This is a genomic window from Lelliottia sp. F153 (assembly GCF_002870005.1).
GTDB classification, from domain to species: domain Bacteria; phylum Pseudomonadota; class Gammaproteobacteria; order Enterobacterales; family Enterobacteriaceae; genus Enterobacter; species Enterobacter nimipressuralis.
In genome coordinates, this window is sequence record NZ_PKFT01000002.1 from 444,698 (window position 1) to 464,344 (window position 19,647).

24 protein-coding genes are annotated in these 19,647 nt (G+C 54.6%); 12 read left to right on the top strand and 12 right to left on the bottom strand.

What is annotated here, in order from left to right:
* The first annotated feature begins 16 nt into the window (after window positions 1-16).
* Window positions 17-304 (top strand): DNA-binding transcriptional regulator SfsB, encoded by a 288-nt coding sequence (gene sfsB / locus F153LOC_RS09275; protein ID WP_100778739.1) that lies wholly within the window; start codon window positions 17-19, stop codon window positions 302-304.
* Window positions 305-367: 63 nt separating this feature from the next.
* On the opposite strand, the gene murA is transcribed toward sfsB, so the two are convergent.
* The 7 genes from murA to mlaF form a co-directional block, all read right to left on the bottom strand.
* The gene (gene murA / locus F153LOC_RS09280) at window positions 368-1,627 is read right to left on the bottom strand and encodes a UDP-N-acetylglucosamine 1-carboxyvinyltransferase (protein ID WP_100778738.1); all 1,260 of its coding nucleotides are present in this window, start codon (window positions 1,625-1,627) and stop codon (window positions 368-370) included.
* A 50-nt stretch (window positions 1,628-1,677) separates the two neighbouring features.
* Window positions 1,678-1,932 (bottom strand): BolA family iron metabolism protein IbaG, encoded by a 255-nt coding sequence (gene ibaG, locus F153LOC_RS09285; protein WP_100778737.1) that lies wholly within the window; start codon window positions 1,930-1,932, stop codon window positions 1,678-1,680.
* Window positions 1,933-2,057: 125 nt separating this feature from the next.
* Window positions 2,058-2,351, bottom strand: a complete 294-nt coding sequence (mlaB, locus tag F153LOC_RS09290; protein ID WP_100778736.1) for a lipid asymmetry maintenance protein MlaB — start codon at window positions 2,349-2,351, stop codon at window positions 2,058-2,060.
* A complete protein-coding gene (gene mlaC, locus F153LOC_RS09295; protein ID WP_100778735.1) occupies window positions 2,351-2,986 on the bottom strand; it encodes a phospholipid-binding protein MlaC in 636 nt (211 codons plus the stop codon). Before mlaC ends, mlaB begins: the two co-directional genes overlap by 1 nt.
* 3 nt (window positions 2,987-2,989) lie before the next feature.
* A complete protein-coding gene (gene mlaD / locus F153LOC_RS09300) occupies window positions 2,990-3,553 on the bottom strand; it encodes an outer membrane lipid asymmetry maintenance protein MlaD (protein ID WP_100780811.1) in 564 nt (187 codons plus the stop codon).
* Window positions 3,554-3,557: 4 nt separating this feature from the next.
* A complete protein-coding gene (mlaE, locus tag F153LOC_RS09305) occupies window positions 3,558-4,340 on the bottom strand; it encodes a lipid asymmetry maintenance ABC transporter permease subunit MlaE (RefSeq protein WP_100778734.1) in 783 nt (260 codons plus the stop codon).
* Window positions 4,341-4,347: 7 nt separating this feature from the next.
* A complete protein-coding gene (mlaF, locus tag F153LOC_RS09310; RefSeq protein ID WP_100778733.1) occupies window positions 4,348-5,160 on the bottom strand; it encodes a phospholipid ABC transporter ATP-binding protein MlaF in 813 nt (270 codons plus the stop codon).
* A 227-nt stretch (window positions 5,161-5,387) separates the two neighbouring features.
* On the opposite strand from mlaF, the gene F153LOC_RS09315 reads away from it, so the two are divergent.
* From F153LOC_RS09315 to npr, 11 genes are all read left to right on the top strand, one after another.
* Window positions 5,388-6,365 (top strand): calcium/sodium antiporter, encoded by a 978-nt coding sequence (locus F153LOC_RS09315; RefSeq protein WP_102105490.1) that lies wholly within the window; start codon window positions 5,388-5,390, stop codon window positions 6,363-6,365.
* 13 nt (window positions 6,366-6,378) lie between these two features.
* Window positions 6,379-7,365, top strand: a complete 987-nt coding sequence (kdsD, locus tag F153LOC_RS09320; RefSeq protein WP_102105491.1) for an arabinose-5-phosphate isomerase KdsD — start codon at window positions 6,379-6,381, stop codon at window positions 7,363-7,365.
* 14 nt (window positions 7,366-7,379) lie between these two features.
* Window positions 7,380-7,946 carry a 3-deoxy-manno-octulosonate-8-phosphatase KdsC gene (gene kdsC, locus F153LOC_RS09325; protein WP_102105492.1) on the top strand — a complete coding sequence of 189 codons (567 nt, stop codon included), beginning with the start codon at window positions 7,380-7,382 and terminating at the stop codon, window positions 7,944-7,946.
* Window positions 7,943-8,518, top strand: a complete 576-nt coding sequence (lptC, locus tag F153LOC_RS09330; protein WP_100778729.1) for an LPS export ABC transporter periplasmic protein LptC — start codon at window positions 7,943-7,945, stop codon at window positions 8,516-8,518. Before kdsC ends, lptC begins: the two co-directional genes overlap by 4 nt.
* Window positions 8,487-9,041, top strand: coding sequence for a lipopolysaccharide ABC transporter substrate-binding protein LptA (gene lptA / locus F153LOC_RS09335; RefSeq protein ID WP_100778728.1), 555 nt, complete (start codon window positions 8,487-8,489; stop codon window positions 9,039-9,041). The genes lptC and lptA overlap by 32 nt, the downstream gene beginning before the upstream one ends.
* A gap of 6 nt (window positions 9,042-9,047) precedes the next feature.
* Window positions 9,048-9,773 (top strand): LPS export ABC transporter ATP-binding protein, encoded by a 726-nt coding sequence (gene lptB / locus F153LOC_RS09340; protein WP_100778727.1) that lies wholly within the window; start codon window positions 9,048-9,050, stop codon window positions 9,771-9,773.
* Window positions 9,774-9,820: 47 nt separating this feature from the next.
* Complete coding sequence (rpoN, locus tag F153LOC_RS09345; protein ID WP_102105493.1) at window positions 9,821-11,254, top strand: RNA polymerase factor sigma-54; 1,434 nt, start codon at window positions 9,821-9,823, stop codon at window positions 11,252-11,254.
* Window positions 11,255-11,276: 22 nt separating this feature from the next.
* On the top strand, window positions 11,277-11,564 hold the full coding sequence (hpf, locus tag F153LOC_RS09350) for a ribosome hibernation promoting factor (protein ID WP_100778725.1): 288 nt from the start codon (window positions 11,277-11,279) through the stop codon (window positions 11,562-11,564).
* A gap of 82 nt (window positions 11,565-11,646) precedes the next feature.
* The gene (gene ptsN, locus F153LOC_RS09355; protein WP_100778724.1) at window positions 11,647-12,138 is read left to right on the top strand and encodes a PTS IIA-like nitrogen regulatory protein PtsN; all 492 of its coding nucleotides are present in this window, start codon (window positions 11,647-11,649) and stop codon (window positions 12,136-12,138) included.
* Between the two features lie 45 nt (window positions 12,139-12,183).
* Entirely contained in the window at window positions 12,184-13,038 is an 855-nt protein-coding gene (gene rapZ / locus F153LOC_RS09360) for an RNase adapter RapZ (RefSeq protein ID WP_100778723.1), read from the top strand.
* A complete protein-coding gene (npr, locus tag F153LOC_RS09365) occupies window positions 13,035-13,307 on the top strand; it encodes a PTS phosphocarrier protein NPr (RefSeq protein ID WP_095283587.1) in 273 nt (90 codons plus the stop codon). Before rapZ ends, npr begins: the two co-directional genes overlap by 4 nt.
* A 4-nt stretch (window positions 13,308-13,311) precedes the next feature.
* On the opposite strand, the gene mtgA is transcribed toward npr, so the two are convergent.
* The 5 genes from mtgA to lptF all read right to left on the bottom strand — a co-directional run bounded on the left by mtgA (window position 13,312) and on the right by lptF (window position 19,576).
* The gene (gene mtgA, locus F153LOC_RS09370) at window positions 13,312-14,040 is read right to left on the bottom strand and encodes a monofunctional biosynthetic peptidoglycan transglycosylase (protein WP_102105494.1); all 729 of its coding nucleotides are present in this window, start codon (window positions 14,038-14,040) and stop codon (window positions 13,312-13,314) included.
* Window positions 14,037-14,690, bottom strand: coding sequence for an isoprenoid biosynthesis glyoxalase ElbB (elbB, locus tag F153LOC_RS09375; protein WP_102105495.1), 654 nt, complete (start codon window positions 14,688-14,690; stop codon window positions 14,037-14,039). Before elbB ends, mtgA begins: the two co-directional genes overlap by 4 nt.
* A gap of 232 nt (window positions 14,691-14,922) precedes the next feature.
* Window positions 14,923-17,256: an aerobic respiration two-component sensor histidine kinase ArcB gene (arcB, locus tag F153LOC_RS09380; RefSeq protein WP_102105496.1), complete on the bottom strand. Its 2,334-nt coding sequence runs from the start codon at window positions 17,254-17,256 to the stop codon at window positions 14,923-14,925.
* 137 nt (window positions 17,257-17,393) lie between these two features.
* A complete protein-coding gene (gene lptG, locus F153LOC_RS09385; RefSeq protein ID WP_100778719.1) occupies window positions 17,394-18,476 on the bottom strand; it encodes an LPS export ABC transporter permease LptG in 1,083 nt (360 codons plus the stop codon).
* Window positions 18,476-19,576, bottom strand: coding sequence for an LPS export ABC transporter permease LptF (gene lptF / locus F153LOC_RS09390; protein WP_100778718.1), 1,101 nt, complete (start codon window positions 19,574-19,576; stop codon window positions 18,476-18,478). Before lptF ends, lptG begins: the two co-directional genes overlap by 1 nt.
* Window positions 19,577-19,647: the final 71 nt, after the last annotated feature.

Below are 19,647 nucleotides of genomic sequence, written 5' to 3' on the forward strand. Positions count from 1 at the left end.
AACCAGAGGACAGGATATGGATAAGAAATTTATCGACTGGCATTCGGCCGACATTATTGCCGCATTGCGCAAAAAAGGGACATCGCTGGCCGCCGAATCGCGACGAAGTGGATTAAGTTCTTCTACGCTGGCTAACGCGTTAACCCGTCCGTGGCCCAAGGGAGAGTTGATCATTGCCAGTGCGCTAGAAACGCAGCCCTGGATTATCTGGCCCTCGCGTTATCACGATCCCATTACCCACGAATTTATCGACAGAACACGCATGATGCGCAAGAAGACAGAGGGAAAAGAGCGCCAGAACTGACGCTTTGACTCAGACAGGAACAGCAACCCCCCGGTCAATATTGGCAGGGGGCTGCGGGAACGATTACTCGCCCTTCACACGCTCGATATTTGCACCCAGCGCGCGCAGTTTGTCTTCAATACGCTCGTAGCCGCGATCGATATGATAGATACGATCCACAATCGTCGTCCCTTCCGCAATACAACCCGCCAGCACCAGGCTCGCAGAGGCACGTAAATCCGTTGCCATTACCTGCGCACCAGACAGCGTTGCTACACCGTGGCAGATGACTGTATTGCTCTCGATTTCGGCGTGTGCACCCATACGGATCAGTTCCGGTACGTGCATGAAGCGGTTTTCGAAAATGGTTTCAGTGATGAAGCCAGTCCCTTCCGCCACCAGGTTCAGCAGCGTGAATTGCGCCTGCATATCCGTCGGGAAAGCCGGGTGTGGTGCCGTACGCACGTTCACCGCTTTTGGACGGTTGCCGTGCATATCCAGGCTGATCCAGTCTTCCCCGATTTCGATATCCGCACCTGCGTCACGCAGTTTTGCCAGAACCGCATCCAGCGTGTCCGGCTGCGCGTTGCGGCAGATGATTTTGCCGCCAGAAATGGCAGCAGCAACCAGGAAAGTACCGGTCTCGATACGGTCTGGCAGAACACGGTACACACCGCCGCCCAGGCGCTCAACGCCTTCGATGGTAATGCGATCGGTACCCTGCCCGGTGATCTTCGCACCCAGCGCCACGAGGAAGTTCGCGGTATCCACGATTTCCGGCTCACGCGCGGCGTTTTCGATAACCGTGGTTCCTTCAGCCAGCGTCGCCGCAGACATGATGGTGACGGTCGCGCCAACGCTCACTTTATCCATCACAATGTGCGCGCCTTTCAGACGGCCATTGACGGACGCTTTCACGTAACCTTCTTCCAGCTTGATCTCTGCGCCCAGTTTTTCCAGACCAAAGATGTGCAGGTCGACCGGACGCGCACCGATAGCACAGCCGCCCGGCAGAGACACCTGGCCCTGACCAAAACGAGCCACCAGCGGGCCAAGCGCCCAGATGGATGCGCGCATGGTTTTTACCAGGTCGTACGGTGCGGAGAAGTTATTGACGTTGCTGGCATCGATCCACACGGAACCATTGCGCTCCACTTTGGTGCCCAGCTGAGTGAGCAACTTCATGGTGGTGTCGATATCTTTCAGTTTCGGTACGTTCTGGATTTCTACCGGCTCTTCCGCAAGCAGTGCGGCGAAGAGGATCGGCAGCGCAGCGTTTTTCGCGCCGGAAATTGTGACTTCGCCCTGGAGACGCGTAGGTCCCTGTACACGAAATTTGTCCATGATGTGCTCTCTTATGAATTCAACCGTGCTGCGGGCTAGACACCCTCAGCTCAAAAACCGTTTAGCTTGCGATCGCGTTCCCACTCTTGCGGGGTGTACGCTTTGATCGACAGAGCGTGAATGCGATTATCTGCAATGTATTCCATCAGCGGCGCGTAGACAGCCTGCTGTTTTTTCACACGGCTCATGCCGTCGAAAATCTCACCCACAGCAATAACCTGAAAGTGACTGCCATCGCCAGTGACGTGGACTTCCTGAAGGGAGAGTGCATTCATCAGCACTGTCTGGATTTCATGATTTTCCATGGGTTCTAAATCATCGGGTAGTGAAACAAGCCCAACATCTTAGAGCAAAGTGACGCAGGCTTAAACAGGCAAAAAGCCCCGACGATGAAACAGTCGAGGCTTTCAGAAGTAACGCACTGAAAATATTAACGAGGTAAAACGTCTTCGGGCAGATTATAGAGCTGCACCAGCGTCAGCACCTTTTCGCTGACTCCGCTTAACGTGACCGCCTGGCCCAGCTTTTTACCTTCAGCCACCAGATGGACCAGCAGCGCAACGCCTGCCGTATCCACGCGGGTAACGTGGGTTAAATCGATAAGCTTAACGCCCTGCATGACGTCACGACGCACATCCCACAGGGGGTTCAGCAGATCCTGGTCAAGTTCACCGGACAGCGCGAGTTTGTCGCCTTCACGCGACCAGCTAAATGGCTGCGTCATTACTTTTTCTCGTCCAGAGAAATTTTCTGGCTGGAGATCGATTTCAGCTGTGCGGTCAGGCCATCAATACCTTTAGTACGCAGCAGATCGCTCCACTCGTTCTGTTTGGTCGTGATCATGCTCACCCCTTCGGCGATCATGTCATAGGCCTGCCAGTTGCCCGTCTGGGAGTTTTTACGCCACTGGAAGTCCAGGCGCACCGGAGGGCGGCCGTTCGGATCGATAATGGTCACACGAATCGGTACGATGGTCGCATCACCCAGCGGTTGTTCCGGAGCGATTTGATAGGTCTGGCCGTGGTACATCGCCAGCGCCTGGCCGTACGCCTGTTTTAGGTATTCACGGAAAGCGGCAAAGTAAGCATCGCGCTGCGCAGGAGTCGCATCTTTGTAATAACGGCCCAGCACCAGCGCACCCGCATATTTCACCTGCACATACGGCAGCAGTTCCTGATCCACCACATCACGCAGGTAATCCGGGTTTGCACGAATTTTAGGTTGCTCGTTTTTCAGGCGATCAAAGGTCTTCTGCGCCGCCTCATCCATCAGTTTATAGGGGTTGCTCTGATCCGCAGCAACAGCTGCACTCAACGGGGCAATCACCAGCATGGCAACCATTAACAGTCGTTTAATCATGAATTACTTCTCCTGAGATGAATTCGTCGTGCCAGGGGTCGGCGCGACGTCAGTTTGGCCTTCACTCTGTGCAGAGGTATCGTCGGATTTCTTATCATCTCCTTTACCGCTGTAAAGGAACTGACCAATCATATCTTCAAGCACCATGGCTGACTTCGTATCCTGAATCACGCCGCCGTCTTTAAGAATAGACGTTCCCAGCTCAGGATCTTCAAAGCCGACGTTCAGCGCCAGGTATTGCTCGCCCAGCAGACCGGACGTGCGGATAGACAGCGAACTGGTGTCCGGAATGTGGTTGTAGCGCTCTTCAATATCCATTTCGACGCGTGGCAGATAGGTTTTTTCATCCAGCGTGATGTCTGAAACGCGGCCAATCACCACACCGCCGATGCGCACCGGCGAACGCGCCTTCAGACCACCGATATTATCGAAGGTCGCATAGAGACGATAAGTGGGTTCAGTCCGAATGGAGGTGATATCCGCCGCTCTGAGACAGATAAACAGCGCAGCCAGAAGCGCCAGCAGCAGAAACACACCTACCCAAATTTCACTTTTTCTTGTTTGCATGAACTCAATTCCCAAACATCAGTGCGGTGAGCACAAAATCCAGGCCAAGAACGGCCAGCGACGAATGAACCACAGTACGCGTTGTCGCGCGACTGATGCCCTCAGAAGTTGGTATCGCGTCATATCCGTTGAACAACGCAATCCAGGTCACAGTCACGGCGAATACCGCGCTCTTAATCAGGCAGTTCACCAGGTCCATGCGCAGATCGACGGCATCCTGCATTGCAGACCAGAAGAAACCGGCATCAATCCCTTTCCACTGCACGCCAACCAATGAACCGCCCCAGATACCGACGGCGACAAACAGAATGGTCAGCAGCGGCAGAGAGATCACCCCCGCCCAGAAACGCGGCGAGATCACGCGGCGCAGCGGGTCGACCGCCATCATCTCCATACTGGAGAGCTGTTCCGTCGCACGCATCAGACCAATTTCGGCGGTTAACGCAGAACCGGCGCGGCCGGCGAATAACAGTGCCGCCACCACCGGGCCAAGCTCACGCAGGAGCGAAAGCGCCACCAGCATACCGAGACTGGTTTCTGCACTGTAGGTGGTCAGCACCAGATAGCCCTGCAGCCCCAGCACCATGCCGATAAACAGACCCGACACGATGATAATCAGCATCGACAGCACGCCGACATTATAGAGCTGACGAATCAGCAACGGGGAGTGTTTGCGGAATTCCGGCTTACCCACCAGCGCATTGAACAACATCAACCCGGCACGCCCGAACGTCCTGATGGTTTTTATGCCACGGTGTCCAAGGGCGGCCAACGCATTTAACAGCATCAGCGGCTTAACTCCCTATTCCCAGTAAATCGTGATGATAGTCACCCGCCGGATAACGGAACGGCACAGGACCATCCGCTATCCCGTCGAGGAACTGGCGAACGCGCGGGTCACTGTTGTTCTGCAGCGCCTGAGCACCGCCGTGAGCGACGATCTTTTTATCCGCCACAATATAGGCGTAATCCGCGATGCTCAGTACCTCTGGCACATCGTGTGATACCACAATGCATGTGACACCCAGCGAGCTGTTCAGTTCTGAAATCAATTTCACCAGCACGCCCATGGTAATCGGGTCCTGGCCGACGAAAGGTTCATCGAACATGATTAAATCGGGTTCGAGCGCAATCGCACGCGCCAGTGCGGCACGACGCGCCATCCCGCCGGAAAGCTCCGACGGCATCAGTTTGGCCGCCCCGCGCAATCCTACGGCTTCCAGCTTCATCATCACCGTCGTTTTCAATAGTTCCGGGGAAAGACGCGTATGCTCGCGCAGCGGATAGGCGACGTTATCAAAGACGTTCATGTCGGTGAATAGCGCGCCAGACTGAAAAAGCATGCTCATCCGTTTACGGACGGTATACAGGCGTGAGCGCGACATCTGCGGAACATTTTCACCGTCGAAAAGAATTTCACCGCGGTCCGGTGGGATCTGCCCACCAATCAGACGCAGCAGTGTGGTTTTGCCGATGCCGGATGGCCCCATGATCGCGGTGATCTTGCCCCGCGGCACCGTCAGCGTGATGTTTTCGAATATCAATCGGTTAGCGCGCGAGAAGCTGACGTCACGGACGTCGACTAAATTCGCCATCGTTTGGCTCATTTAACGTTCCTTTCTTTCCCATCAAGGTTAAGCATGGCGCTTAATTCAGCCTTAAACCCGACATTTTTGCAGATAATTATCCGCTCAGGTTAGCGAAAGCTGGCATTTGTTTTACTTTTCCGGCGCATAAAGTCAAAATTAGGAATTCGTTACGTCTACAGACTGCATGCGGCGCCAGAGATTCATTCTCAGTGGACCGGCGAGTATACCTGAATAAAGGATTTTTGATGCTTTTAGCAACGGCACTGTTAATAATTGGTTTACTTCTGGTGGTCTACAGTGCTGACCGTTTGGTTTTCGCCGCATCGATCCTGTGCAGACTCTTTGGGATACCGCCGCTGATTATTGGCATGACGGTGGTGAGCGTCGGCACATCGCTTCCGGAAATTATTGTCTCTGTTTCCGCGTCGCTCCATGGCCAAGTTGATCTCGCCATTGGTACCGCGATCGGCTCAAATATCGTTAATATTTTATTGATCCTTGGCCTTGCCGCACTGCTGCATCCATTTCGCGTGGATTCTGATGTTCTGCGCCGTGAATTGCCGCTAATGTTAATTGTCAGCCTGCTGGCAGGCTATGTGCTTTATGATGGGCAACTGACCTTCGACGACGGTATTTTACTGCTGGCGCTGGCGATCATCTGGCTGCTCTATATCGTCAAGATTGCCCGGCTGGCGGAAAAACAGGGGAATGATAGCCTGACGCGTGAGCAGGTGGCTGAACTTCCGCGTGAAGGCACCCTGCCCGTTGCCTTGCTGTGGCTCGGCGTGGCGCTGATTATTATGCCGATGGCCACCCGCATGGTCGTCGACAACGCCACGGTACTGGCCAACTACTTCGCGATTAGCGAACTGACGATTGGCCTGACGGTAATTGCGATCGGTACCAGCCTGCCAGAACTGGCCACAGCGATCGCGGGCGCACGGAAAGGCGAAGGTGATATCGCAATTGGCAATATCATTGGCTCGAACATCTTCAACATCGCTATCGTTATGGGTTTACCCGCATTGATTGCGCCAGGGGCATTTAACCCGCTGGCCTTCTCCCGCGATTACGGTGTGATGCTGTTCGTCAGCGTGATTTTCGCCCTGCTCTGCTGGCGGCGGAAGCAGCAAATAGGCAAAGGGGCGGGCGCCTTGCTGACAGGTGGTTTTATCGTATGGATGGCGATGCTGTACTGGCTGTCGCCTCTTCTCTCTGGGTAAACGGAAACGCATTATGTCGCAAATAGAATTGCAGCCGGGTTTTGACTTTCAGAAAGCAGGCAAAAAAGTTCTGGAGATTGAACGTGAAGGTCTGGCGCAGTTAGATCAATACATAAATCAGGACTTTAGCCAGGCATGTGAGCAAATTGCCGCCTGCACCGGTAAAGTCGTGGTGATGGGAATGGGCAAATCCGGTCACATCGGTCGTAAGATGGCCGCGACCTTCGCCAGTACCGGCACGTCGTCCTTCTTCGTCCATCCGGGTGAAGCCGCCCATGGCGATCTCGGAATGGTCACGCCGCAGGACGTGGTGATTGCGCTGTCTAACTCCGGTGAATCCAACGAAATCCTGGCGCTGATCCCGGTGCTCAAGCGTCTGCACGTTCCCCTCATTTGCATGACCAGTCGCACGGAGAGCAGCATGGCGCGCGCGGCGGATATTCACCTGTGCGTGAAAGTCCCGCAAGAGGCCTGCCCGCTCGGCCTGGCGCCGACGTCCAGCACCACTGCGGCGCTGGTGATGGGCGATGCCCTCGCCGTGGCGCTGCTCGAAGCGCGTGGTTTTACCCCCGAAGATTTTGCCCTCTCTCACCCAGGCGGCGCGCTCGGACGTAAACTTCTGCTGCGCGTGAATGATATTATGCACACCGGCGCGGAAATCCCGCACGTCAGCAAAGATGCCTCGCTGCGTGATGCGCTGCTAGAAATCACCCGTAAAAATCTCGGTATGACGGTCATTTGCGACGACCTGATGAAGATCGAAGGGATCTTCACCGACGGTGATTTGCGTCGCGTCTTTGATATGGGCGTTGACGTGCGCACGCTGGGCATTGCAGATGTAATGACCCCCGGCGGAATTCGGGTCCGGCCTGGTACGCTGGCGGTGGAAGTTTTGAACCTGATGCAGTCCCGTCATATTACCTCAGCCATGGTTGCCGATGGCGACCAACTGCTGGGTGTGGTACATATGCATGATCTTCTGCGCGCAGGCGTAGTGTAATGAAGGATAAGACAATGAGTAATGCGGGTGCATCCCTTGCAACCTGTTATGGCCCGGTCAGTACGCAGATGATGGCAAAGGCGGAAAACATCCGTCTGCTTATTCTGGATGTGGATGGTGTGCTGTCCGATGGCTTAATTTTTATGGGCAATAACGGCGAAGAGCTGAAGGCATTCAACGTGCGCGACGGCTACGGAATTCGCTGTGCGATCACATCCGGCATCGAAGTTGCTATCATCACCGGGCGTAAGGCTAAACTGGTAGAAGATCGCTGCGAAACATTAGGCATTACCCATTTGTATCAGGGGCAATCCGACAAAATGGTCGCGTTCCGGGATTTGCTGGCGAAGCTTGCCATCGCCCCTGAAAATGTCGCCTACGTTGGAGACGATCTGATCGACTGGCCGGTCATGGCTGAAGTCGGGTTGAGCATCGCCGTGGCGGATGCCCATCCTTTGCTGATCCCGCGCGCTGACTATGTCACCCGGATCAACGGCGGTCGCGGCGCCGTTCGTGAAGTCTGCGATTTGTTACTGCTGGCGCAGGGCAAGCTTGATGAGGCCAAAGGGCAATCGATATGAGTAAAACCAGACGTTGGGTTATCATTCTGCTTTCACTGGCCGTACTGGTTCTGATTGGCGTGAATCTCGCCGACCAGGACGACACGCCGGATGAAGTGGTCAGCACCAATGATCCAACCTACAAAAGCGACCACAGCGACACCGTGGTTTACAGCCCTGAAGGCGCCCTGAACTATCGCCTGATTGCGCAGCATGTAGAGTATTTTTCCGATGATGGCATCTCGTGGTTCACCCGACCGGTGATGACCACATTTGATACCAACAAAATTCCAACGTGGTCGATTAAATCTGACAGAGCAAAATTGACGAATGACCGTATGCTTTATTTGTATGGTCATGTTGAAGTCAACGCCCTGACGCCAGATTCTCAACTGCGCAAAATTACTACGGATAATGCCCAGATCAACCTGGTCACCCAGGATGTCACGTCTCAGGATCTGGTGACGTTATACGGCACAACATTTAATTCCAGCGGTCTAAGAATGCGCGGGAACTTACGCAGCAAAAACGCCGAGCTGATTGAAAAGGTTAGAACCTCCTATGAAATTCAAAACAAACAAACTCAGCCTTAACTTTATCATTGCCAGCGCGCTGCTGGCCGCCAGTCTCCCCGCGCTTGCTGTTACGGGCGACACTGAGCAGCCTATCCATATCGAATCTGACACTCAGTCGCTTGATATGCAGGGTAACGTCGTGACCTTTACCGGCAACGTCGTCATGACCCAGGGCACAATCAAAATCAATGCCGACAAAGTGGTTGTCACCCGTCCGGGCGGCGAGCAGGGCAAAGAGATTATTGATGGCTACGGCAATCCGGCCACCTTCTATCAGATGCAGGATAACGGCAAGCCGGTGAAAGGCCGCGCCTCTCATATGCACTACGAGCTGGCAAAAGATCTCGTCATCCTGACCGGCAATGCCTATCTGGAACAGCTGGATAGCAACATCACCGGCGATAAGATCACTTATCTGGTGAAAGAGCAGAAAATGCAGGCTTTCAGCGAAAAAGGTAAGCGCGTCACTACCGTTCTGGTTCCGTCTCAGCTGCAGGACAAGAACAAAGACCAGGCCCCGGCACAGAAAAAGAGTAACTAATTCGTTATGGCAACATTAACTGCAAAGAACCTCGCCAAAGCCTATAAAGGCCGCCGCGTCGTGGAAGATGTCAGTCTGACCGTAAACTCCGGCGAAATCGTGGGCCTGTTAGGCCCAAACGGTGCGGGCAAAACCACCACCTTTTACATGGTGGTCGGCATCGTTTCACGCGATGCGGGCAACATTATCATTGATGATGAAGACATCAGCCTGCTGCCACTGCATGCGCGCGCGCGTCGTGGTATTGGCTATCTGCCGCAGGAAGCGTCGATTTTCCGTCGTCTGAGCGTGTTCGACAACCTGATGGCCGTGCTGCAAATCCGTGACGATTTGACCTCCGAGCAGCGTCAGGATCGTGCCAACGAGCTGATGGAAGAGTTCCACATCGAACATCTGCGCGACAGCCTCGGTCAGGCGCTGTCCGGTGGTGAACGCCGCCGCGTGGAAATCGCCCGTGCGCTTGCCGCGAATCCAAAATTTATCCTGCTGGATGAACCTTTTGCGGGCGTTGACCCTATCTCCGTCATCGACATCAAACGTATTATCGAGCATTTGCGCGACAGCGGCCTCGGTGTGCTCATCACGGACCACAACGTACGTGAAACGCTGGCAGTTTGTGAACGCGCTTATATCGTCAGCCAGGGCCATTTAATCGCCCACGGCACGCCACTCGAAATCCTCGAAGACGAGCATGTGAAGCGTGTGTACCTTGGGGAAGACTTCAGACTCTGATAGGGTAGAGGTTAAGTCACGCCAAAGCGGGGAAAAACGCTCTGAACATGAAGCAAGGTTTGCAATTACGGCTCAGCCAGCAACTGGCGATGACGCCACAGCTACAACAGGCGATTCGTCTGTTGCAGCTGTCCACGTTAGAACTTCAGCAGGAACTCCAGCAGGCGCTGGACAGTAACCCCCTGCTGGAGCAAACCGATCTTCATGACGAGGTTGATACCCAGGAAAAGCAGGACACCGAATCGCTTGATACGGCAGACGCTCTTGAACAAAAAGAGATGCCGGACGAGCTACCGCTAGACGCCAGCTGGGATGAAATCTACACCGCCGGAACCCCTTCCGGGACGCGTGCAGATTACCAGGATGACGAGCTACCGGTCTATCAGGGTGAAACCACCCAGTCCCTGCAGGATTATCTGATGTGGCAGGTGGAGCTGACGCCATTCACCGAAACCGATCGCGCGATTGCTACCTCGATTGTCGATGCCGTGGATGACACCGGCTATTTGACCGTTTCTCTGGAAGATATTCTGGAGAGCATCGGGAACGGCGATATCGATCTCGATGAGATCGAAGCGGTGCTAAAACGCATCCAGCGCTTTGACCCGGTTGGCGTGGCGGCGAAAGATCTGCGTGATTGCCTGTTGATCCAGCTGTCGCAGTTTGCGAAAGAGACGCCGTGGATCGACGAAGCGCGGTTGATCATCAGCGATCACCTCGATCTGCTGGCGAATCACGACTTCCGCTCGCTGATGCGCGTCACCCGTCTGAAAGAAGATGTGCTGAAAGAGGCGGTGAATCTGATTCAGTCCCTCGATCCACGCCCCGGACAGTCGATCCAGACCAGCGAACCCGAGTACGTCATTCCTGACGTTCTGGTACGCAAACACAATGGCCGCTGGGCCGTTGAACTGAATTCCGACAGCATTCCTCGCCTGCAAATCAATCAGCAATACGCCTCCATGTGCACCAGCGTGCGCAACGACTCCGACAATCAATATATTCGTAGCAATCTTCAGGAAGCGCGCTGGCTGATCAAAAGCCTTGAGAGCCGAAATGATACGCTGCTACGGGTGAGTCGTTGCATCGTCGAACAGCAGCAAGCGTTTTTCGATCAGGGCGAAGAGTTTATGAAACCGATGGTGCTGGCGGATATCGCCCAGGCCGTCGAGATGCACGAATCGACCATTTCGCGTGTGACTACGCAGAAATATCTGCACAGCCCGCGCGGTATTTTTGAGCTTAAGTATTTCTTCTCCAGCCATGTGAATACCGAAGGCGGTGGCGAAGCCTCGTCAACGGCCATTCGCGCACTGGTGAAGAAGTTGATCGCCGCGGAAAACCCCGCGAAGCCACTGAGTGACAGTAAGTTAACCACCATGCTGTCCGACCAGGGTATTATGGTGGCACGTCGTACTGTTGCGAAGTATCGAGAGTCTTTATCCATTCCGCCGTCTAACCAGCGTAAACAACTGGTTTGACACAACCGATAAGGAAGACACTATGCAGCTCAACATCACAGGACAGAATGTCGAGATCACTGAAGCCTTGCGTGATTTTGTGAATACAAAATTCGCCAAACTGGAGCAGTATTTCGAGAGGATCAATCAGGTCTACATTGTGTTAAAAGTGGAGAAAGTGACTCATATCTCGGACGCAACCCTGCATGTCAACGGGGGCGAAATCCATGCCAGTGCGGAAGGGCAAGACATGTATGCGGCTATCGACGGCTTGATTGACAAGCTGGCACGACAGCTTAATAAACATAAAGATAAACTGAAACAACACTAATTGTCCGGGCAGTTAACGGGTGCAGGGCGGCCTGTTGTCAAACACAACAGGCCATTTGTACAGTTAGCGCTTAGGTGAAATTATGATGAACAACGATTCCTCGCTTCAATTGAGTAATGTCCTTAACCAGGAATGTACCCGCAGTGGCGTTCACTGTCAGAGCAAAAAACGGGCTCTGGAAATTATCAGTGAACTGGCTGCAAAACAGTTAAGCCTGCCGCCTCAGGTGGTATTTGAGGCCATTCTGACCCGTGAAAAAATGGGCAGTACCGGCATCGGCAATGGCATCGCCATTCCGCATGGCAAACTGGAAGAAGACACATTACGCGCCGTGGGCGTTTTTGTGCAGCTTGAAACGCCTATCGCTTTTGATGCGATTGATAACCAGCCGGTTGATTTGCTTTTCGCTCTGCTGGTGCCTGCTGACCAGACGAAAACCCATTTGCATACGCTTTCTCTGGTCGCAAAACGTCTGGCGGATAAAACAATTTGCCGCCGTCTGCGCGCAGCCCAAAGTGATGAAGAGCTGTACCAAATTATCACCGAAGCGGAAGGCAATCAGGATGATGCGTAACCAGGAGATGGCCTTCACATCTGCAGTCGTGAGGAGAAACGGAACATGGTGCTGATGATCGTCAGCGGTCGTTCAGGCTCGGGGAAATCCGTGGCCCTGCGAGCGCTCGAAGATATGGGATTTTACTGCGTCGACAACCTTCCGGTTGTCCTGCTGCCCGACCTGGCGCGAACGCTTGCTGACCGGCAGATCTCTGCTGCGGTCAGTATCGACGTGCGCAACATGCCGGAATCCCCGGAAATCTTTGAAGAGGCGATGAACAGCCTGCCGGATAACTTCACGCCGCAGCTGCTGTTCCTTGACGCTGACCGTAACACGCTAATCCGTCGCTACAGTGACACCCGTCGTTTACACCCCCTTTCCAGCAAGAATCTGTCGCTTGAAAGTGCCATCGACGAAGAGAGCGATCTGCTGGAACCGCTGCGTTCCCGTGCGGATCTGATCGTCGACACCTCTGAAATGTCCGTGCATGAGCTGGCAGAAATGCTGCGTACCCGCCTGTTGGGTAAACGCGAGCGCGAGCTGACCATGGTGTTCGAATCCTTTGGCTTCAAACACGGCATTCCAATCGATGCGGATTATGTTTTCGACGTACGATTCCTGCCGAACCCGCACTGGGACCCGAAACTGCGTCCAATGACCGGTCTGGACAAGCCCGTGGCGGCATTCCTCGATCGTCACACAGAAGTTCACAATTTTATCTACCAGACGCGAAGCTACCTTGAGCTATGGTTACCTATGCTGGAAACCAACAATCGTAGCTACCTGACGGTCGCAATTGGTTGTACCGGCGGTAAACATCGTTCGGTGTATATTGCCGAACAGCTGGCTGATTACTTCCGCTCACGCGGTAAAAACGTTCAGTCTCGTCATCGCACGCTGGAAAAACGTAAAACATGACCGTAAAACATACCGTTGAGATCACCAACAAGCTGGGCATGCACGCACGCCCGGCGATGAAACTGTTTGAACTGATGCAAGGATTTGATGCGGAAGTGCTGCTGCGTAACGATGAAGGCACGGAAGCAGAAGCCAACAGCGTAATTGCGCTGCTGATGCTGGATTCCGCAAAGGGCCGACAGATTGAAGTGGAAGCGACCGGTCCGCAGGAAGTCGAAGCGCTGGCTGCGGTCGTCGCGCTGTTCAACGCCGGATTTGATGAGGACTAAGTCCTCATCTGTACAATTTATTCCTGGTCATAAACCCTTCTCCACCCAACTGTCGCATCTGGCGCATGATCCACGCCTGACGGTTGCGGACATACCCTGACGGCGCATCCGCTTTATAGCGAATCGGGTTAGGTAACACCGCGGCCAGCAGTGCGGCCTCGGCTTGAGTCAGGCGGCTGGCGGGTTTGTGGAAATAGCGTTGTGCCGCCGCCTCCACGCCAAACACCCCATCACCAAACTCAGCGATATTGAGATACACCGTCAGAATGCGTTTTTTACTCCAGACGGTCTCCATGCCCAGCGTCAGACCCGCCTCCAGCCCTTTGCGCACCCAGCTTCTGCCATCCCATAAAAACAGGTTTTTCGCCGTCTGCTGAGAGAGCGTCGAAGCACCGCGCACGCGATTTTCATTCCGTTCATTGTGGGCCAGCGCTTTTTCAATCGCCGAGACGTCAAAGCCCCAGTGTTCCGGGAATTTCTGATCTTCCGCCGCGATAACCGCCAGTCCCATCCACGGGGAGATTTCGTCCATGCTCACCCAGTCCGAGTGTGCCACATAGCTGAAATCCCCCGTCAGCCATGCGCCGAGCTGGCGCTCAACCATGACCGCAGAAAACGGCACTGGCACAATGCTGAAGAGCGCGATGCCACCGCCCCAGAACACTGCAAGCGCCAGCAGCGCGCGCAGCACAATGCGTTTCGCCCAGGCGACAGGAGAGCGATTTTTACTCACCGGGACAGCACCAGCACGCGTTCGACCAGTTTCTCAATACCGACGGCGGCTTCAGCGATAGTTTGCGCCAGCATATAGGCGGGTGTGGTCACGATTTTATTGTCCTCGTCGACCACGATATCTTCCACCGGGCACGGCACATGCTCGCCGCCCATCTCTTCGATCACTTCAGCGGTATCGATGTCAGTGCCGATGGTCAGGCGCAGCGGGAAATCAAAAATCTTAGGCAGCATCGCAGGGGCGATGCACATAAAGCCCAGCGGTTTTCCCGCGGCGTGCATACGCTGCGCCAGCGCTTTCAGCGCATCATCGACCCGACACTCGCTGCCCTGACTGGCGAAATTACTCAAATTTTTGGCGGCACCAAAACCACCTGGCACGATCAGGGCATCCAGCTCCTCGGCATCGGCCTGTGCCAGCGGCTGGATATTGCCACGGGCTATGCGCGCCGCTTCAATCAGCACATTGCGGGTTTCCGGCATTAATTCACCAGATAAATGATTGATAACATCCGTCTGGCTTTTATCCGGCGCAAAACAGACCGCTTCTGCACCCTGTTTCGCCAGTGCGAGCAGCGTCAGAACTGACTCATGAATCTCTGCGCCGTCGTAAACGCCGCAGCCGCTCAGTACAACACCTACCTTTTTCATTTCGCCGTCCCTTCTCTCCAACTCTCTGAAGCACATTAAAAATTCTGATTAAAACGCTATGCTTCACACATTTCACTGATTCCTGTAACAAATCATTTAAGATTTGCTATCTTAACTGCGTGCGGCCTAAATTTTCGGGCAGCGTCCATGCAGTCACAATACTAAAAAAACAGGCGCTGCCAAGATTTCCCTGGTGTTGGCGCAGTATTCGCGCACCCCGGTTTAGCCGGGGTCATTTTTTGGTATTTTCCACCCACGCTTTCAAGACATCCACATCGTTCTGCCACTCTTGTTTCATCTCCTCAACCCATTCACCCACGTTATCCCACCACGCCGGTAAATCCGGAGACTGGATCTGCTGCCCCAACTGCTGCAAATGGCGTAACCCGACCGATCCGGCAGCGCCTTTAATTTTGTGCCCCTCTTCGACGATACCTTTCTGGTCGCGCGCCGTCAGATTGGACTCCAGCACGCTTAAATAGCCCGGCATCATTTTCTCGAACACTGCCACCCCATCGGTGATCAGTTTCGGCCCGACCAGATCGATGTACTGCTCCAGCATGGCGATATCCAGAAGTGATTGTGCTTTTTCGCTCTCTACAGGCGTCATCGTGCTCTCCTCTTCATCACAGGTATCCCAGAATTTTTTGATCATAGCGGTCAGGGCTGGCACCGCCAGCGGTTTGCTGAGCACATCGTCCATACCGGCATCGAGGTACTCTTTTTTGTCCTTCAGGACGTTAGCGGTCAGGGCCACCAGCGGCGGTAATTCATCGCGTGTATAACGACGCGACAGCTCGCGGGAGATGTCCAGCCCGGTCATATCCGGGAGCTGAATATCCAGCAGCACGAGGTCATACTCACCTGGCGTAAACATCTCCAGCGCGGCAGTGCCGGTCATCGCCACATCGACGCTGTTACCCAGTTTTTCGAGCACCGACCGAGCGACAATCACGTTCAGCTCAATATCTTCCACCAGCAAAACATGAAGGGCGGGCAGCGGCAGTTCATCGTTCTCGAAGGTATCTTCCACCTCTTCAGCAACCGCAGGCGCATGTACCGTCAGCGTAAAGACAGAGCCTTTCCCCTGCTGGCTGGAGACGGTGATATCCCCGCCCATGCTCTTCGCCAGACGGCGCGAAACGGCCAGGCCAATCCCGGTGCCCGTTGCCGGTTTCCCGCCGTGGCTGTCTTTCACCTGATAATACATGGCGAAGATTTTGTCCTGCTCCTCCTGCGGAATGCCGATGCCGGAGTCTTCCACCTCAAAGTGCAGCATATCGCCTGCATCGAAGCGAATACGCACCACCACTTCCCCTTTCTGGGTGAACTTGACGGCGTTACTGATAAGGTTCCACAGGATCTGGCGCAGACGCGTACCGTCCGTCACCACTTTATGCGGCAGCGGCAGTGAAGGCTCCAGCACAAAGCGCAGCCCTTTCTGCTGCGCCTGCAGACCGGAGAGATTCTCCAGATCCGCCAGGAATCCGGTGAAGTCGACGGGCTGATTATCCAACTGGACTTTTCGGCGCTCCATCTTATCCATATCAATAATATCGTTAAAGATATTGCCGAGCGTCACGGCGGAAACGTGGATAGTTTTAAGGTATTTTTCCTGTTCGCCGGTCAGTTCCGTGTCCAGCAGAATACGGCTAAGCCCCACGATGCCGTTCAACGGCGTACGCAGCTCGTGGCTGATGGTCGAGATGAAGGTGGTCTTGTCGCGGCTGGCACGCTCTAGCGCGTCCTGATAACGCTTTCGCTCGGTAATATCGCGGCCAAAGCCCATCAGGCCATGGCGTTTGCCCACGCGGTCGTAATAAGGGACTTTGCGGATTTCAAAGCAGGCTTTGCGCCCGTCGGGGTAATCCAGCCACTGTTCGTAGGTGAGAGAGACATTATGGCGGAACACCTTCTCGTCGGTTTCAATAACCTTGGCCGCCGCCTCTTCCGAGTAGACATCCTGCGGTTTAAGGTGAATCAGCTGTTTCTCACTTTTCCCCGTCAGCAGCTCCATCGCCCGGTTACAGCCGGAGAACTCTTTATCTTCGTTGCGGTAGAAGACCAGATCCGGTGAAGCGTCGAGGAACGAGCGCAAGAAGGAGGATTGCTGCTCCAGCTGAATCTGCGTGACTTCACGCTCTTTCATCTCAACCTTCAGCTGCTCAAGGGTCGCCTGACGTTCGGCTTCCGCTTTCTCACGATCCGAAATCTCCTGGTTCAGCTGCGCAATGTTGTCTTTTAGCTGGACGTTAAGCTTGAGGTCACGCTCGCGCATCTCCTCCAGTTTCTGCACCAGACGGGAGAGCCGCTGGCGTGACTCTTCCAGCTGTTCCACCACCACCGAGAGAAAATAGACCGCCCACGGAGTGATCAGCAGGCCGAAGAAGATCGAGCGGATAACGTCGATACTTTCGACCTGGCCGTGCAGCACCATGGTCACCGCCATCTGCACGACAATCGCCAGCACCACCAGCGCCAGAGCCAACAGCAATGAGAAACGCACCAGGCCGAGCTTCATCATCAGGTCGACGTAGTACTGCGCAAGCATACGAATTTGCTTCATAGGGGATCCCTTCACGACTTCATCGCTCAATAATACTCAAATTCCGGGCAAGGCGTTGAAGGTTGTGTGAAAAAGTGCGGCGTGAATCAGGAGATTAGCCTCACTCCCGGCGATTCGGGAGTGAGGAAGAGGTGCAATCAGGAGCGTCTGAGAAGCAGCCAGAGGCTGATCAGGAAGAACGACGCGCTTGGCAGCAGCGCACCGATCAGCGGTGGAATACCGTAGACCAGCGTCAGCGGGCCAAAGATCTGGTCCAGAACGTAGAAAACAAAGCCAAAGCTGATACCGGTGACCACACGCACGCCCATCGGCACGCTACGCAGCGGCCCGAAGATGAACGACAGCGCCATCAGCATCATTACCGCCACGGACATTGGCTGGAAGATTTTGCTCCACATGTTGAGCTGATAACGTCCGGCATCCTGGCCGCTCGACTTCAGGTACTTCACATAATTGTGCAGGCCGCTGATAGAGAGCGCATCCGGGTCCAGCGCCACCACGCCCAGTTTGTCAGGCGTCAGGTTAGTCTTCCAGGTGCCCGATACGGTCTGAGCACCGGTGATTTGTTTCGGATCTTGCAGGTTCGACTCATCCACCTGCGACAGGCGCCAGAGCTTCTGCGCCGGATCGAATTTCGCCGTGGTCGCGTAACGCACGGACTGTAAACGACGATGTTCGTTGAAGGCGTAAATACTCACACCGCCCAGCTCATCATCACCCTTTACGCGTTCGATATAGACGAAGTTGTTACCGTCTTTCGCCCACAGGCCTTGTTGAGTTGAGAGCAAAGAGCCGCCGTACATGGCCTGCGCACGATAGTTACGCGCCATCTGCTCGCCCTGCGGAGCGACCCATTCACCGATCGCCATCGTCAGCAGGACCAGTGGAATAGCGGTTTTCATCACCGACAACGCCACCTGCATACGGGTGAAGCCCGAAGCCTGCATCACCACCAGCTCACTGCGCTGGGCCAGCATCCCCAGCCCCAGCAACGCGCCTAACAGCGCGGCCATCGGGAAGAAGATTTGCACATCTTTTGGCACGCTGAGAATGGTATACATCCCGGCGCCCAGTGCGTCGTAACTCCCCTGCCCGGCTTTTTTCAGCTGGTCGACAAACTTGATGATGCCTGAGAGCGACACCAGCATGAACAACGTCATCATGATGGTGGTGAAAATGGTTTTACCGATATAGCGGTCAAGAACGCGGAAAGCCTGCATCACACCGCTCCTTTACGTACAAAGCGGGCACGTATGCGGCGCATCGGCACGCTATCCCACAGGTTTAATACCACTGCCAGCAGCAGGTACAGGCCATTGACCACCCACATCCAGATCATCGGGTCGATCTTGCCCTTGCCGCCATTCGACTTGATAGACGTTTGCAGCAGGAAGAACACCAGATAGAGCAGCATCGCTGGCAGCATCGAGAGCACACGACCCTGACGCGGGTTAACCACGCTCAGTGGCACAACCATCAACGCCATCATAAACACGGTGAATACCAGCGTCAGACGCCAGTGCAGTTCCGCTCTCGCGCGATTGGTATCGGTGTTTATCAGGGTGCGCATGTCCATCTGCTCGGTATCCGTTGGATCGAGCGCCACGTTCTGATGGCCGACAATCGCCTGATAGTTCTGGAAGTCGGTGATACGGAAGTCGCGCAGCAGCGCGGTGCCTTCAAAGCGGGTGCCTTTGTTCAGCGTAACCACCTGAGAGCCGTCTTTACGCTGCGAGAGCTGACCGGAATCCGCGACCACCACGGAAGGACGGGCGTTGCCTTTGGTACGGATTTGCGCGAGGAACACGTCGTTAAATCGACTGCCGTCAACGCTTTCAATAAAGAGGACGGAGCTGCCGTCTGTGGCCTGCTGGAACTGGCCCTGCGCGAGCGCCGCCATGCCAGGGTTGGCTTTGGCTTCGGCCAGCACTTCATCCTGATGTCGGGAAGACCAGGGGCCGGCCCACATTACGTTTACCGCCGCCACGATACCGGTAAACAGTGCCAGCACCATCGCGGCTTTCACCAGTACGGCTTTGCTTAGGCCGCAGGCGTGCATGACGGTGATTTCACTTTCGGTATAGAGTTTTCCCAGCGTCATGAGCAGGCCGAGGAAAAGGCTTAGCGGCAGAATAAGCTGCGCCATTTCGGGCACGCCTAATCCGAGCAGAGAAAGCACCAGATTTGTTGGGATTTCGCCGTCTACCGCCGCGCCGAGGATCCTGACTAACTTCTGACAGAAAAAGATCAGAAGTAAGATGAAAAGGATCGCCAGCTGGCTTTTGAGCGTCTCCCGCACCAGATATCTTATGATTATCACTTTAAATACGCCCGTAAAAACCCGTCTCTTTGCTGGAAAATTGCTTGTTTCATGGCTTAAACGTCATTTAT

Excerpts from the sequence above, each read along its gene's own strand:
- rapZ (WP_100778723.1), top strand. The coding sequence starts at position 12,184 with ATGGTGCTGATGATCGTCAGCGGTCGTTCAGGCTCGGGGAAATCCGTG.
- F153LOC_RS09315 (WP_102105490.1), top strand. The coding sequence starts at position 5,388 with ATGCTTTTAGCAACGGCACTGTTAATAATTGGTTTACTTCTGGTGGTC.
- mlaD (WP_100780811.1), bottom strand. The coding sequence starts at position 3,553 with ATGCAAACAAGAAAAAGTGAAATTTGGGTAGGTGTGTTTCTGCTGCTG.
- murA (WP_100778738.1), bottom strand. The coding sequence starts at position 1,627 with ATGGACAAATTTCGTGTACAGGGACCTACGCGTCTCCAGGGCGAAGTC.
- mlaF (WP_100778733.1), bottom strand. The coding sequence starts at position 5,160 with ATGAGCCAAACGATGGCGAATTTAGTCGACGTCCGTGACGTCAGCTTC.
- mlaB (WP_100778736.1), bottom strand. The coding sequence starts at position 2,351 with ATGACGCAGCCATTTAGCTGGTCGCGTGAAGGCGACAAACTCGCGCTG.
- lptB (WP_100778727.1), top strand. The coding sequence starts at position 9,048 with ATGGCAACATTAACTGCAAAGAACCTCGCCAAAGCCTATAAAGGCCGC.
- lptG (WP_100778719.1), bottom strand. The coding sequence starts at position 18,476 with ATGCAGGCTTTCCGCGTTCTTGACCGCTATATCGGTAAAACCATTTTC.
- lptC (WP_100778729.1), top strand. The coding sequence starts at position 7,943 with ATGAGTAAAACCAGACGTTGGGTTATCATTCTGCTTTCACTGGCCGTA.
- mlaE (WP_100778734.1), bottom strand. The coding sequence starts at position 4,340 with ATGCTGTTAAATGCGTTGGCCGCCCTTGGACACCGTGGCATAAAAACC.
- hpf (WP_100778725.1), top strand. The coding sequence starts at position 11,277 with ATGCAGCTCAACATCACAGGACAGAATGTCGAGATCACTGAAGCCTTG.
- mlaC (WP_100778735.1), bottom strand. The coding sequence starts at position 2,986 with ATGATTAAACGACTGTTAATGGTTGCCATGCTGGTGATTGCCCCGTTG.
- rpoN (WP_102105493.1), top strand. The coding sequence starts at position 9,821 with ATGAAGCAAGGTTTGCAATTACGGCTCAGCCAGCAACTGGCGATGACG.
- ptsN (WP_100778724.1), top strand. The coding sequence starts at position 11,647 with ATGATGAACAACGATTCCTCGCTTCAATTGAGTAATGTCCTTAACCAG.
- sfsB (WP_100778739.1), top strand. The coding sequence starts at position 17 with ATGGATAAGAAATTTATCGACTGGCATTCGGCCGACATTATTGCCGCA.
- kdsD (WP_102105491.1), top strand. The coding sequence starts at position 6,379 with ATGTCGCAAATAGAATTGCAGCCGGGTTTTGACTTTCAGAAAGCAGGC.
- kdsC (WP_102105492.1), top strand. The coding sequence starts at position 7,380 with ATGAGTAATGCGGGTGCATCCCTTGCAACCTGTTATGGCCCGGTCAGT.
- npr (WP_095283587.1), top strand. The coding sequence starts at position 13,035 with ATGACCGTAAAACATACCGTTGAGATCACCAACAAGCTGGGCATGCAC.
- arcB (WP_102105496.1), bottom strand. The coding sequence starts at position 17,256 with ATGAAGCAAATTCGTATGCTTGCGCAGTACTACGTCGACCTGATGATG.
- elbB (WP_102105495.1), bottom strand. The coding sequence starts at position 14,690 with ATGAAAAAGGTAGGTGTTGTACTGAGCGGCTGCGGCGTTTACGACGGC.
- ibaG (WP_100778737.1), bottom strand. The coding sequence starts at position 1,932 with ATGGAAAATCATGAAATCCAGACAGTGCTGATGAATGCACTCTCCCTT.
- lptA (WP_100778728.1), top strand. The coding sequence starts at position 8,487 with ATGAAATTCAAAACAAACAAACTCAGCCTTAACTTTATCATTGCCAGC.